The following is a 15094-nucleotide window of genomic DNA, read 5'->3' on the forward strand; positions in this document are numbered from 1 at the left end:
AGAAGGATTAGTCTTGCCATTTTGATTTTACGAATGTATCAATACGACGGACTGCCTCTTCTAATAAGTCTAAAGATGTAGCATAAGATAATCGCATAGTAGTTGGTGTACCGAAGCCAGAGCCTGGAATCACTGCTACGTTTGCTTCTGTTAAAATATCCGCAGCAAATGCATCTACTGAATCATAGCCAGTGTGAGCCATCGCTTCTGCTACGTCTGGTAATAGGTAGAATGCACCCTGTGGCTTTAATACATGGAAGCCAGGAATAGCACTTAACTGTGGGTAAATTTTTTCAAGACGAGATTCAAATGCCTGACGCATTTCCTCTACCGCATCCTGAGAGCCATTATACGCCTCCACAGTTGCATATTGTGCTGTTGTTGTCGCATTAGATGTTGAGTGTGACGCAAGGTCAGTCATTGCTTTAATAATGTCTGCGTCACCTGCAGCATATCCAATACGCCAGCCTGTCATAGAGTGAGATTTTGCCACACCATTCACAACGATTGTACGTGCTTTCACTGCATCAGAAAGTTGTGCAATTGAAAAATGCTCAATACCATTGTATACAAGCTTCTCATAAATTTCATCTGACACGATTAAAATATCTTTTTCTTCTGCAACAGCAGCAAGTTCTGCAAGCTCTTCACGAGAATAAATCATCCCTGATGGGTTACTAGGAGAATTAATAATCACTGCTTTTGTCTTGTCTGTCACAGCTGCTCTCAGTTGATCCGCTGTAATTTTATAGCTTTGTTCACGTGTACCTTCAACATAAACTGGTACGCCGCCAGCTAATTTCACTTGTTCTGGATAAGACACCCAATAAGGAATAGGAATAATAACCTCGTCGCCTTCATTTAAAATCACTTGGAATAGCGTGTATAAAATATGCTTTGCCCCTACACCAACAATGATTTCATTTGGCTGATAAGTAAGGTTATTGTCGCGTTGAAGCTTATCAATAATGGCTTTTTTCAGAACTGGAAGTCCGCCAGCAGGTGTATATTTTGTATACCCTTTTTCCATTGAATCAATGGCAGCATTTAAAATATTTTGAGGTGTATTAAAGTCTGGTTCACCAGCTCCAAGACCAATCACATCAATACCTTGCTCTTTCAATGCTTTTGCTTTTGCAGTAATCGCTAATGTTGAAGATGGTGTTAAAGTTTTTACACGTGTTGCTAATAAATTTTTCATTCGGGATCTACTCCTCTTATAAATTCGTAATGCGCTTCCACCAGTCGCCATCCTTAAACAGAATATAGACATAGTTGAGCTGGTCGTGGTCGTTCAGATACGTAATTTCCCAAACTGCGCCAGGCTCCTCATAGCCTAATTTCATGTGGAGGACTTTTTGTACATTTCCTTCATTTTTAAAAACCGATAATGCTTGCTTTTCCGTAATACCATCTTCTAATAACACTTCCTGAATGGAATCCTCGTCTAGATTCGTCGGAACAAAGACAGCTTTTTTATCACCGTATTCGTCTACCCCGAACACAGTAACATACGAATGTTTGCCATTATATGTGTAGGACTCCGATACAATTGCGAGGGCTTTGGCATCGAGTGCCAACTGTTCAGCCTGCTCTTCAATTGAACGGAACGGAGCCTCGGCTTTCCAGAGTACTAAAATACTAATGACAAGTGACAACGAAACAATAAAGACAGAAATGAAAATTAACCAGTTTTTCATCTATTCACCTTATGTTTCACATCGAGCTGTTTTGGCATAACACATAGCTGATGCATGTGTGTGTCTATAACTGTGTAACCATTCATTTTGCTTTCCATTTTGTCAACCTGCTTTCTTTCCTCATACCACAACATTATACAACAATTTTGTGCTGTCGTGTTTCTTAATTTCATATATTGTACGTTGCTAGAACAACGTTTTCAAATGATGACTATAGTAAATTTCATTCCACCTCATAGAAGCCTCGTTTTGGGCATAAAAAACATGGTCCAATCACAAGAAAAATTCCTATTTAACTATGTAAATAGGAACCTGTCATTATGATAATTCGTATAGCACACAGCTAGCACGGCCATTCGCTTTTGCTTGGTATAAACAGCTATCTGCTTGCTCAAATAGCTCCTTGTATTGATAGTTTTTCTGATTATTCACACAAGCACCCATACTAACCCTTAAAGGATAACTTTGCTGTTCTTGTTCGAGCTTTAATGAGAGCAAATAGGCATGTGTGTTATGGACCAATGTTTGGATATAGTCCTTTTGCGAATGCCTGAAACAAAGGATAAATTCATCTCCGCCATAGCGAATAATTTTCACATCTTGATCCAGTAAAAAATCCTTCAAGCTGTTAGCTAAAAGCTGTAAAATCATATCTCCAAATAAATGACCATGCGTGTCGTTAAATAGTTTAAAATAATCGATATCCAAAACCGTAATACATACATAGGATTGCGTTGTTTCGGCTGCATTGAGCCATTCCTGTAGCTCATAGTCTAAAAAATGTCGATTTAAAACACCAGTTAATGGATCATAATGTGCTTTTTTCTCAAGCTTTTCCTTTTGACGCTTAAATTCCAAGTTCATTACTTGTTGTAATAAATTTGCAACACTCATTTTTTCTGTGAGATCAATATATTCACGCTGTACATCAAAAATTTCATCTCGCCAATCCAATTGATACAATACATTTAACAGTAAGCGCATCACTTTTTTTGTTATCGGCTTATCTCCATAAGATTGGGCAAGACCTATGGCTTGTTTATAATAGAATACGGCTTCCTCAAGCTTTTGCTGTTTTTCAAATAAAAAACCGTAGCCAAACAATGCCGCTACTTTTTCTCGTTTATGATGATGAATAATTGCAGAGGATAACGTACTGTCCAGCAATGCCTTCCCCTTTTTAAAATCCCCTTCTAAAATATACACATCTGCTAAATTATTATTAATACGAATATCATGTAATTTTGCTAGCTCAGGCATTGTTCTAGCAAGAAATTTATTATATTCTCTAGCTAATAGCCCTGCTTGAAGTGCTTCCTTTGTACAACCCTTCTCTACCTCTAAATAGCACAGATTATTATGACAGCGAACAAGCATGACAGGATCTTGTAGCTCCTGTGCATAGGCGATAGATTTCTTCGTCATTTCCACCGTTTTTTCACGGATGCCCACTAAATCATAGATTAATGACATCACTAAATGATAATGCATTAAATCTTTTGTCGTACCATAATTTTGACAAATGGCCTCATAATCATGAATAAGATTGACCATGCTTAATGTGTCACCTAAAGAATGATGAACTAATATTTTTTGATAGTACAAATCCATGACATATGCATAGTTATTGCTCTCTAATGCGACTAAAAGACCTTGATCAGCAAGCTTTAGTGCTTTCGTTAAATACCCCTTTGTGCGCATCTCCATTATCGTTTTATTTAATTCTTCTAATGTTAATTCCACCGTTTCATCACTTCTCCATGCCCCATATCATCCAGTTTACTTTGTGCTTTCTCAATTATAAGACATATTTATCCACTTCGTCCCCTTTTTCGTAAGATACCAACTATTACCTACAACGCAAAAATCTCTTGTGATGATTGTTTTAAAATCTTACATCTGTTTGCTTGAAAGTGAATATCTTATCCCATCATAATATGTAGTTAAATTTTTTATGTCTTTACACATTTTTCTCCATTTTTGTCCTCGTTACCTGTTGTTTTTACCCATATGATGAGTTTATTAGCTATTTTAGTATCGAAAAGGGACGTGATGTTGTGAGTATGCAAATTAACCCTTCTGATCCAGCAACGATTCCAAAATTTGTAGATGAACTTCCAAAACCAATGATCGCCAAACCAAAATATAGCAGAGGGCAACAGAAGAATGATTATTACGAATTGGTCATGATGGAAGGCCAGCATCGTTTTCATAAGCATTTTCCAAACTCATTAATTTGGGGCTATAATGGGCTTTACCCAGGGCCAACCATAGAAGCTTCAAAAGATAAAACGATCTATGTGAAATACAAAAATCAGCTGCCCTTACAGCACTTTTTGCCAGTAGATTTTACGCTTCATGCTGCAAACGATTCACAAGAAGTAAGAACAGTTACTCACCTACATGGTGCCAATGTGGATTGGCAGAGTGATGGTCATCCTGAAGCATGGTACACAAAAGACTATCGGCATACTGGTCCAAAATTTAATAAGGAAATACATGAATATACGAATCATCAGCCTGGCACTACCATGTGGTATCATGACCATGCCATGGCTTTAACACGTTTAAATGTTTATGCAGGATTAGCAGGCTTTTATTTACTAAGGGATGCCCTTGAGGAACGCTCTAATTTACCATGTGGAGACTATGAATATCCGATTTTGATACAAGATAAATCGTTTAATGAGGATGGCTCATTGTTTTATCCTGACGAACCACCATTTCCTGTGCCTGTTCACCCCTCTATCACACCAGGCTTTGTTGGCAATACGATCGTGGTTAACGGAAAACTATGGCCTTTTTTAGATGTTGAACCACGTAAATATAGATTTCGTTTACTAAATGGCTCTAATCGACGAGGCTATGTCATCAGTCTTTCCAATGATCAACCAATGTTTCAAATTGGTACAGATGGCGGTTTCTTATCAGCACCACAACTTATCCAATCTGTCGAGTTGCTGCCAGCTGAACGCACGGATGTCATTATCGATTTTTCAAGCTGTGCTGGACAGGAGATTACCTTACTTAATACTGATACCGATTTCAGTGATGAACATACAAACGTGATTATGCAGTTTCGAGTAATTTTACCTTTGAAATGTGAAGATACAAGTGAAATCCCAGAAAGACTTGCCGTTTCTATGGATCTACATCCACACCATGCACATATTGAAAGACAACTGCCATTGACGGCGACTACCGATGAATTTGGGCGACCAATGTTGCTATTAAATGATCGTATGTACCATGATCCAGCAACGGAAAAACCTTCTTTAGATAGTGTTGAAATCTGGAACTTTATTAATGCTACACCCTTTATCCACCCTATTCACCTACATCTCATTCAATTTAAAATTTTGGAACGAAGGCCGTTTGATTTAGATATCTATCAAAATGAAGGCATCGTACAATTTACAGGGCCGCCTGAAGAACCAAGAGACTATGAGCGAGGTTGGAAGGACACGGTGAAGGCTGACGCTGGAAAGGTTACAAAAATTATTATGCATTGGAAAGATCATGTTGGGAATTATATGTGGCATTGTCATTTCCTTGAGCATGAGGATCATGATATGATGCGACCCATTCTCGTTATGAAAGACGTCCATGCTGTTCAGCAGCCTCATGCAGCAGTAGAACATCCAGTAACACATCAAGAATCAACAGCTCCCACAAATCCTACAAGTACTACAAGTACTACAAGTACTACAAGTACTACAAGTACTACCCATCATAGCGAATCTTCAGCACCACTATTAAATGAGGTAGAACACTCAGTACTCGAGGAAGAAAAGGAAGCCTTACCTAATGAAGAGGAATCCATTACTATTCATATAGGAGATAATACACGACATATGCCAACGCTACTGTTGCCAACCCTTGCTACCAATACTCCTACCAACAGGCAAAGACCTCGTCGTAGAACCAGAAGATTTTAGCTAGATATCGCTTTACAAAGAAAACTACCAATGAAAAGGTGGTTTTCTTTGTTCTAGCAATTTACTTGGCCTCCAATCGCCATATTCTTTTCGTTACGAAAGCTAATAATAATACACACACAGAGATCATAAGGACTGGTATATAGATGTTGGCTTGAAAGTACTCAAATAGCAACCCATACCCCATCTGTCCAAGTGGTGCCATACACTGTGATACTGCCATCATAATCGCCATGACCTTCCCCAACTGTTCATTTGGTGTTTCTTTTTGGACAAGGGTCATTACGTAAATGGAAATGATCGTCATCATCATGGCAATGATAAGAGTACAGCCAATAAATAAGCTATACGAGGGATAATAGCCAATTTGAAGGGCGCGAGGGAGCACAGCCATAGCCATGGGAATCACCAAAAAGGCTGACACCAAGACCCAAATATAGAGGGTGTGAATACGCAGCTTTTTTGCAAAGTACCCCATCGTTAACGCGCCTAAAATTGTCGCAAAATCAATAATCCCCATTCCTATTCCATACAATGTATCACTACTGTTCATCGTGACACGGAGAATAATAGGCACACCAACGATAAAAAGTGGGGTCAATAGTAAATTCAATAAAGCAGCAAGTAGCGTACATTTTAAAATAAATGTTTGCTTCATCACATAAGTAAAACCCTCTTTCATGTCTTTGATTAAAGTCGGTACCAAATGACCATCATAGCTACGTTTCACAAAGGGGATTGTCATAAACATTTCTACAATAGCCGTAAAGAAAAATAATAAACCACTTACAATGACGAGAAGTTTGAGGCCAATCATTCCATATAAAATCCCCCCTAGCACAGGTGCTGTCACCCCCGCTAATGCCTGGACCCCATTGACGATCCCATTAGCCTGCTCAAGCTTTTGCTCACTAACCAATAGCGGAATACTAGCCATTACAGCTGGCGTGTACATCGCACTAATGAATGAAAGAAGCACCATAACCAACCCAATCCATAGCACAGAATGATTGTCTGTTAGTAATACAATAAAAAAAATCAATACAATGCCACTACTGACAAAATCAAATAGGACCATTAAATTTCGCCGATTAAAACGATCTGCTATTGCGCCACCAAATGGTGTAAGTAAAACAGGTAGGCTTGAAATAGCAAAAAGCACAGCAAAAAGATCTGCCCGTCCTGTTATATCTAAAACAAAAAGTGAAAGAGCAAACCTTAAAAGTGCAGAGCCTAAAATAGAAATAATTTGCCCAACTACCATAATGATAAAATCTTTCGAAAAGCTTTTTTCTTTGACTAGCATTTCCATATGAAAAACACCCCTTATTATCTTTAGACCGACAGTCGGTCATTTAATATGTTAAAAAATTGTAGGTACAAGTTGAGGTTTTACAGCTTCTTGAACTTGCCCTACAAATTAGACTGACTGTCGGTTTATAAATAGTATATGTGAACTCTCCAAAAAAAGGAACATATTTTTATATCTTCCTTTTTGTTCATCCTATTTGCTTTTAAAGTAATGTTTAATTTGCTCAATCATAGCCGTTGTTGTCAGACTAACATAGCAATCTACACTGAAAATAATGGTTAGGCTTCAGCTTGGAGCATCATTTGAAAATCATCACCTGATTTGGCATGTATCATATGTACACTCTCTTTATGTGTAGGAGTACTACTATTTCGCGCCTGCTTCTAGTAGAATTTTTTCAATTTCAGTAAATCCTTTTTCTTTAGCCATTGTTAATGGTGTCACACCATATTGATCCACTAATTGTGTATCTGCTCCATGTTCTACTAATAGACGAACTATTTCTTGTTGCTTTTCTCCCCCATCATTGAGGAGAATGGCTTCAATCAATGGTGTCCAGCCACAAATATTTGTATGGTTGACATTGATGTCTGTAGTTGTTACAAGTTCACGAACTACCTCTACAAACCCCTTCTCACTTGCTGGATGAATCCCTACACCGCCAAAGCGTGTTAAACGCTCTAAATCTGTGTTTGCTTGTAGCATTATTTTCACAAGCTCTAACTTTCCATTTAAACATCCATACAAAAATGGGTTCAAACAAATTTGATCTTGAAGGTCAAAATCTGCCCCTTCCTGAATCAAAAATCTTACTGTTTCTAATTGATCACTCATTGCAGCAAGTAAAATTGCTGTACGTTTGCGCTTATTTTGAGAATTAATATCCACACCTTGTTGTAAATAACCTTTCAGAGCGTTAATATCACCTGCTTCAGCTGCAGTTAAAAATTCTGAGACCACATTTATATCTACCAATTTCATTCCTCCATTTCTCTGACCTATTGTTCATTTCGACTAAAAAGTAATAAACCGCGAGAATGTTACTACTTTCACATTTCCGTCTTACAAGCTTTATTTTATTCTTTTATCCCGTAGATATCATTGTTTAGCAAAACCAAAAAGAATGTAGATCATTTAGGCAATATGTACAATGTTTTGTGATAAGATTATGGCGAAGGAGTGAAATCATTTGCTAACAATTAAAGATATATTAGAGATAAAAGCACTGGAAGGAATTAAAATTGTTGCTGGAGAGCAAGGAATTCACAATGAAATTGCACTTGTGAATATTATCGAAAATCCCGATGCATTTGATTGGCTGACGCCGAATGAATTACTGTTAACGACTGGTTACATCTTCCAAGATGATGAAGCCTTACAAAATAAAATCATCCAAGAAATCTCTAAAATCAATTGTGCAGGCCTTGTTATCAAAATGAGGCGCTATTTACAAAAGACGCCTCAAAACATGATCGATATTGCCAATCAGCATGGATTGCCGTTATTAGAGTTACCTTATAATTACACCCTTTCCAAGGTCATCTCGATTATCAATGAAAAGGCATCTGGCCGTTATGATCTATTAAATAGAAAATCTCTGGACATGCACAATACGCTATTTAAGGTGGCACTTGAAGGAGGAGGCATCGAATCTATTTCCTCTAAATTAGCTGAAACAATTAATAACCCGATTATTTTTTTAGATAATGACTGGAATTTACTGCATTATACAGATCTTGATACGAATCCTGTGCCACTTGCCTATGGGATCAACCTAAAGAAGAATCGTCCAACATTTTCAAAGGATTTTATTGATACCATTCCAAATGATCTCAATGAAATGCAAAAATCCATTACACGAATCTATCAATTAGAAGATCTAGCAGTAACCTGTAGAATTCTCCCTGTCGCAGTGGCCAACTATATTTATGGCTATATTGTCATTTGGCAAACTGTACGGGATCTGAATGAGTTTGATTTCATCGTTTTAGAGCAAGCCTCCACGATTGTGGCACTAGAAAGGATAAAACAGAAGGAAATTGAGGGTGTACGTTTAAAGATTAAACAAGAGTTTTTTGATGATTTATTGACTGGAAAAATCACTTCGCTTGAAACGCTACAAACACTATGTGATCTCCACGGCTTAAAGATCAACCATAAATATTATTGCATCGTCATCTCGATTAGCCATGAAAATTTTCAAAACCACCATGATGTAATCTCTAGAAAATACGAAACCGATAATATTGCAAAAAAATGTATGAATTTAATTTATGAGCACTCTAGCACAATTAATGGGGAATTTGCATGCCTTTATCGCAATAACCAAATCATTATATTAGTTGGACAGCAAGACGACAAACAAGATTTCACGATCAATGAAACTAAGCAATACGCAGAAAACATTCTCCAATTATTAGTACAACAACATACGCAAACCTCCTTCTTAATTGGAATTGGCAAAGAATATAAACATATACGTTTTGTCCATAAAAGCTTTGCAGAGGCACATGAAGCTCTTCGTCTTATGCACCGCTTCGAAGAGCGTGGAGCAGTGGCTCATTATGCAGATCACTCCATTTATCATTTTTTAGATTCAAATATTAATGAAGTGCAGCTAAAGGACTTTTTCTTAGAAAGCTTGGGTTCTGTCTTTGAGCACGATCTATTACATGGGACAAGCTATCTACTAACATTAGAAAATTACTTTATCAATCATATGAATATAAGTGAAACAGCCAAGGAAATGTTTATCCATCGCAACACGTTAATTTATCGGATTGAAAAGATTAAAGAAATCTTAAAAACCGATTTAAAAAGCTATGAGGAGCTGTTACAAATCCAGCTAGCCTTAAGAATCTATCGCTTGCTTGGTAAGTCTTTATACCACGATGAATTCGCAAACTAGTATCAAAAGGTGGTGATCGCATCACCTTTCTTGATGACCATTCATTTCATATTCAGTTCATAAACGCATGCTATAGTAAAGCCATAGAAACAAAATACATTGTTTTCAGACAATGAAGGAGGCTTATTTCTTTGCAAGAAACATCAAATGATATGTCTAAACAAAAAGATTGGCGCCGTTTTATACAATTAGTAAAACGTGCCGAACCACCGATTTGGCTACTTGTCATCGCTTTAGTGATGAGTTTAGCAACGACAGGTGTAGGGTTTATTGTTCCATTATTTACAAAACAATTAGTGGATGGCTTTTCGTTAGAATCGCTTAATTATTGGCAAATCATTATACTGGGTATTGCCTTTATCGCACAGGCTATTGCCAATGGATTATCCATCTATTATTTAAATCGAGTTGGACATCATGTTGTGGCGAAATTACGCGACCAGCTATGGCGAAAGCTGTTGCATTTACCAATCCCCTATTATGATGAACATGATACAGGCGAAACATTGAGCCGTGTTACGAATGACACAGGGGTGGTTAAAGAGCTGATAACAGAGCATTTAGCAAACTGTTTATCTGGCGTTATCTCCATAATAGGTTCTATCATCATTCTTCTATTTTTAGATTGGAAAATGACATTAGTCATGCTGATTGCCGTACCACTGGCTATGGTGATCTTAATGCTGCTAGGGCGACGCATGTTTGTGATTTCAAAAGGGATGCAAGATGAAACAGCGAAATTTACGTCTGTATTAAATCAAGTATTACCTGAAACGCGCCTAGTCAAGGCTTCAAATGCTGAGCAAATTGAATATGAGCGTGGAAAAAAGGGCATTACGAATCTCTTTACATTCGGCTTAAAAGAAGCAAAAATCCACGCACTGATTTCCCCGCTGATTTCATTCGTTCTGATGTCCGTGCTTGTAGCTATTATTGGCTATGGTGGTGTTCGTGTTTCCTCTGGAGAGCTGACGGCTGGCGATATGGTGGCATTTATTTTATATTTAATCCAAATCATTATGCCAATGACGCAATTAACGATGTTCTTTACCCAGCTCCAAAAAGCCATGGGTGCTACAGAACGAATTAGTGCATTACTTGAATACGAGGAAGAACATATTGAAGAAGGCTTAACTGTAGAAAAAGTAGATCAACCCATTTATGTTAAAAATGTTGATTTTTCTTATGGTGAGGAACCCATTTTATCCGATATTAATTTCACAATTGAGCCAGGCAAAGTAACAGCCATTGTGGGTCCAAGTGGTGGCGGTAAAACAACTACATTTTCTCTGCTCGAACGATATTATCAGCCAACAAACGGTAGTATCATGCTAGGAGATACACCTATCGAAACATTCTCACTCCACTCTTGGCGCAGTCAAATCGGCTATGTAGCGCAGGAAAGTGCCCTGCTATCAGGAACGATTCGAGAAAATATTTGCTATGGTATTGACCGTGAAGTGCAAGATGATGAGCTAGAAAAAGTGGCTAAAATGGCCTATGCGGATCAATTTATTAACGAACTTCCAGACAAGTTTGACACTGAAGTTGGAGAACGAGGCATCAAGCTTTCAGGAGGACAACGTCAGCGTATCTCTATCGCAAGAGCGCTATTACGTAATCCGCAAATATTAATGCTGGATGAAGCAACATCAAGCTTAGATAGTAAATCAGAAATTTATGTACAAAAAGCATTAGACAACTTAATGCAAGGACGCACAACACTAGTCATTGCGCACCGTTTATCGACAGTGGTAGATGCCGATCAAATATTGTTTATTGAGAAAGGGCATATTACAGGCTGTGGTACACACGAAACACTCTTTGAAACACATGCTATGTATCGTGAGTTTGCCATGCAGCAATTACGCATTAAAGACGTTGAATAAAGGGGTTTGTTGAGATGACAAAACTATTAGTCGTGGATGATGATGCACATATTCGAGAATTGGTAAAAGTGTTTCTGCAAAATGAGGGCTTAGAAGTGATAGAGGCTATCGATGGTGTCGATGCATTGTCTAAATTAGACACTGAGAAAATCGATATGGTCGTGATGGATATTATGATGCCCAACATGGATGGCTGGGCATTATGCGAGGAAATACGTTCATTCAATACAGATCTACCAATCCTTATGCTAACAGCTAAAGGAGAAACCTCTCAAAAAATCAAGGGCTTTCATTTAGGGACAGATGATTACCTTGTAAAGCCATTCGAGCCTGCCGAGCTAATCGTACGTGTTAAGTCTATTTTAAAAAGATATCGTATCTCCCTTTCTCAAGTTGTAGAGGCTGGTCATGTCAAATTAAATCGCCATACACATGAAGTGGAAATGAACGGCGAGATGATTCTACTTCGTCTGAAGGAGTTCGAGCTATTATTTACACTTGCAAGCTATGTTGGCAAAACCTTTTCCCGTGAACAATTAATCGAAGAAATCTGGGGCTACGACTATGAGGGAGATGAACGAACAGTTGATGTCCATATCAAAAGAATACGAGAACGCTTTCCACAGGAGGCGAGCGGCATTGCCATTCGCACCATTCGTGGTCTAGGTTACCGCCTGGAACTAGGCACATGAGAAAACGAAGATTCTTGTTAAGATTAGTGATGGTCTTTTGCCTGCTTCTTGTAGCAAACACCGTTTTCGCTTTTATTTCCTATCATGTAACTACGTGGCTATATGGTCGGTTAGGGGTAGAGCCTCAGGGATTTTGGCTACAACTAGCAACAGTGATTGGTGTATTTGCACTCTTTGCCTGTTCAGCAGCCATTATCTTTTTCATCGGACTAAATCGACAACGCAACTATTGGGACACGATTGTAGATGCATTAAGCCGTATGGCAAAGGGTGATTTTGATGTTCAGCTGGATTTAAGAGCAGATGAGGAGGATCAATTTGGGCAATTGATTCATGGTATTAATCATATGGCCGTTGAGTTAGGTGAACTGGAAAGAATGCGTCAGGAGTTCATTTCCAACGTCTCCCATGAGATTCAATCCCCTTTAACGTCTATTAATGGCTTTGCAAAGGCGCTGAAAAATATTAATCTACCTGAAGAAAAACGTCAGCATTATTTAGCTATAATCGAATTAGAAAGTAATCGTTTATCAAAAATTAGCGACAATTTGCTCAAGCTAACTTCCTTAGAATCGCAGCATCATCCATTTGAACCTATAACTTATCGACTCGATAAACAATTACGTAATGTAGTGTTGGCACTGGAACCGAATTGGTTAGCCAAACAGATTGACTTTGATCTCGATCTTGATAACCTGAGCATCACTGCAGATGAGGATTTGATGAATCAAGTCTGGATGAATTTGCTGACAAACAGTATTAAGTTTACACCTACCAATGGAACCATCACATTATCTATGAAAAAGCAATTCCACACGATAATGGTGATGGTTCAAGACACTGGTATTGGCTTAACAGAAGAACAACAAAAGCATATTTTCGAAAGATTTTATAAGGCCGATCACTCGCGAACTGCTGGAAATGGCGGTAGCGGATTAGGGCTAGCCATCGTCAAAAAAATAATTGAGATGCATCATGGAACCATTGCTGTAGAAAGCAAAAAAGCAGAATATACAAGATTTTTGATTACTGTCCCCATCAACAGTACGCCAACTCGTGCAAACGACTAACACCGTCTGCATGAGTTATTTTTTCTAGTAAGCTACTTTGCTAAAGTATCGATATACTTTATTTAGTTTTTGCTGTTGCTTCCCCTTTTTACTTTCCATATTACCAAACTCAAAAAACTTCACTTTTTTCATTCCAACAAACTTAAACAACGCCCTTTTCATTAAAATTTTATGTGCATTGTTCAACCATAAAAATGGATAATTGGTTGGCCCCTTCATCGTGGACACACAGACTACAGACTTCCCTTTTAAAAGACCCTCTGGAAATAACCCCTTTGTATCTCGATAAGCAAAATTTGCTGCAAATAATTGGTCGATATACCCTAACAGCATGGCTGGCGGTCTCCCCCACCAGATTGGATAAACAAATACAATTTGATCAGCCCAAGAGAGCTGTTGGCGGTATTTTTCCATTTTCGGATCCCGATACATATCACGACGTCGTTTATGTTCATGGAAAATTAAGCGTGGATCAAACTCTTCTTCATATAAATCGAGTATCTGAATCTCCTCAATGGCAGGATTTTCTCGACACCCCTTTATCACTTCTTGTAAAAAAGCATAATTTAAACTTTTATGGTTGGGATATGTATAAACAATTAACGTTTTCATTGTGTGCCTCCTTATTACTTATCATTTGATAACAAAATAATAGTTCATTTCATTTTAGTTGTCAAATGATAATTGTTTTAAGACAAGTTATTTGTTATCTTGACAGTAAGAGGTGATCCCATTGAATAAAAGTGCTTTATTTCATCAGTTTGTAGCATTTACAGCCACAATCCATCAAGTGACACATGATCTCACACAAAATGTTACCGCTGCGAATCTCACACCGCTACACTATAAAATTCTTGAATATATTAAAGTAAGCCAACCTGTCACACCAACCGAAATCAGTGAATGTCAGCATATGTCCTTACCCAACACTAGCCGTGAACTTCGGAAATTGCAGGAACGGCAGCTAATCGAAAAATTTAGCGACACAGCCGATCGTAGAAAACAGTATGTCCGTTTGTCCAAAGAAGGTGAAAAAATGATGGAGGAAGCGTTTGCCTGTATAGAAGAACGCTTTTTACAGCTTATTCACCACGCAACACAGGATGATCTAAAGGACATCCAGCATGCTCTAACCATTTTAGAGGAAAAGGTTTTTCATCAAAACGACTAAGACTATACTTCTTTGATCACTATTGGCGTAGCAGGGGACGAGATCTTTTTTTGACTGAATTGCTCTTTCTTTGGTTTGAAGTGATCATTTTTTATTCAAAACTGCTCTTTCTCTGGCTAGAGTGCTCACTTTTGAACCGCTACCGCTCTTAAAGTGCTCGCTTCTTATTCAAAGCCGCTCTTTTCTTGGCTTGTAGCTCTCTCTTTTAAATTGCTCATCTCCTTGCTCGAAGTGACCACTTCTAAACCAAAAACTGCTCATTCTTCTTCATGGAATTATTTTTCTTTTCACGCAAAAAGGTTAGCCATAATTTGACTTGAATCATTAAAAATCTTTAGTGTCACGCACCACAGATTGGTAACCACTTTGTCTTTTCTTTAATAGTATAAAGGTGAGTAGAAGGAGGAGTCTCAA

Annotated in this window: 12 protein-coding genes; 6 read left to right on the top strand and 6 right to left on the bottom strand. The window is 38.0% G+C overall.

Annotated elements, in window-relative coordinates:
- Positions 1-7 precede the first annotated feature (7 nt).
- The 3 genes from JIN86_RS05650 to JIN86_RS05660 all read right to left on the bottom strand — a co-directional run bounded on the left by JIN86_RS05650 (position 8) and on the right by JIN86_RS05660 (position 3443).
- Positions 8-1201, bottom strand: a complete 1194-nt coding sequence (locus JIN86_RS05650) for a pyridoxal phosphate-dependent aminotransferase (RefSeq protein WP_004232831.1) — start codon at positions 1199-1201, stop codon at positions 8-10.
- 16 nt (positions 1202-1217) lie between these two features.
- The gene (locus tag JIN86_RS05655; protein WP_016994292.1) at positions 1218-1700 is read right to left on the bottom strand and encodes a cell wall elongation regulator TseB-like domain-containing protein; all 483 of its coding nucleotides are present in this window, start codon (positions 1698-1700) and stop codon (positions 1218-1220) included.
- A gap of 318 nt (positions 1701-2018) precedes the next feature.
- Entirely contained in the window at positions 2019-3443 is a 1425-nt protein-coding gene (locus JIN86_RS05660; protein ID WP_202341441.1) for a tetratricopeptide repeat-containing diguanylate cyclase, read from the bottom strand.
- 320 nt (positions 3444-3763) lie between these two features.
- Between JIN86_RS05660 and JIN86_RS05665 the strand changes: the two genes are divergently transcribed.
- The gene (locus JIN86_RS05665; RefSeq protein ID WP_202341675.1) at positions 3764-5638 is read left to right on the top strand and encodes a multicopper oxidase family protein; all 1875 of its coding nucleotides are present in this window, start codon (positions 3764-3766) and stop codon (positions 5636-5638) included.
- 61 nt (positions 5639-5699) lie between these two features.
- Here the strand turns inward: JIN86_RS05665 and JIN86_RS05670 are convergent, their stop codons facing one another.
- The gene (locus JIN86_RS05670) at positions 5700-6950 is read right to left on the bottom strand and encodes an MFS transporter (RefSeq protein WP_202341442.1); all 1251 of its coding nucleotides are present in this window, start codon (positions 6948-6950) and stop codon (positions 5700-5702) included.
- A 366-nt stretch (positions 6951-7316) separates the two neighbouring features.
- Positions 7317-7925 (bottom strand): ankyrin repeat domain-containing protein, encoded by a 609-nt coding sequence (locus JIN86_RS05675; RefSeq protein WP_202341443.1) that lies wholly within the window; start codon positions 7923-7925, stop codon positions 7317-7319.
- Positions 7926-8139: 214 nt separating this feature from the next.
- On the opposite strand from JIN86_RS05675, the gene JIN86_RS05680 reads away from it, so the two are divergent.
- The 4 genes from JIN86_RS05680 (at position 8140) to JIN86_RS05695 (ending at position 13509) form a co-directional block, all read left to right on the top strand.
- Positions 8140-9858 carry a PucR family transcriptional regulator gene (locus JIN86_RS05680; protein WP_202341444.1) on the top strand — a complete coding sequence of 573 codons (1719 nt, stop codon included), beginning with the start codon at positions 8140-8142 and terminating at the stop codon, positions 9856-9858.
- Between the two features lie 131 nt (positions 9859-9989).
- Positions 9990-11747: an ABC transporter ATP-binding protein gene (locus JIN86_RS05685; protein WP_004232813.1), complete on the top strand. Its 1758-nt coding sequence runs from the start codon at positions 9990-9992 to the stop codon at positions 11745-11747.
- A 14-nt stretch (positions 11748-11761) separates the two neighbouring features.
- Positions 11762-12439 carry a response regulator transcription factor gene (locus JIN86_RS05690; protein WP_004232806.1) on the top strand — a complete coding sequence of 226 codons (678 nt, stop codon included), beginning with the start codon at positions 11762-11764 and terminating at the stop codon, positions 12437-12439.
- Positions 12436-13509: a sensor histidine kinase gene (locus JIN86_RS05695; protein ID WP_202341445.1), complete on the top strand. Its 1074-nt coding sequence runs from the start codon at positions 12436-12438 to the stop codon at positions 13507-13509. Before JIN86_RS05690 ends, JIN86_RS05695 begins: the two co-directional genes overlap by 4 nt.
- 24 nt (positions 13510-13533) lie before the next feature.
- Here the strand turns inward: JIN86_RS05695 and JIN86_RS05700 are convergent, their stop codons facing one another.
- Entirely contained in the window at positions 13534-14121 is a 588-nt protein-coding gene (locus JIN86_RS05700; protein WP_004232802.1) for an NAD(P)H-dependent oxidoreductase, read from the bottom strand.
- A gap of 121 nt (positions 14122-14242) precedes the next feature.
- Here JIN86_RS05700 and JIN86_RS05705 point away from each other — a divergent pair, with 121 nt between their 5' ends.
- Positions 14243-14680, top strand: coding sequence for a MarR family winged helix-turn-helix transcriptional regulator (locus JIN86_RS05705; RefSeq protein WP_202341446.1), 438 nt, complete (start codon positions 14243-14245; stop codon positions 14678-14680).
- Positions 14681-15094 lie beyond the last annotated feature (414 nt).

It is taken from the genome of Lysinibacillus sp. HST-98 (genome assembly GCF_016757845.1).
Lineage (GTDB): Bacteria > Bacillota > Bacilli > Bacillales_A > Planococcaceae > Lysinibacillus > Lysinibacillus capsici.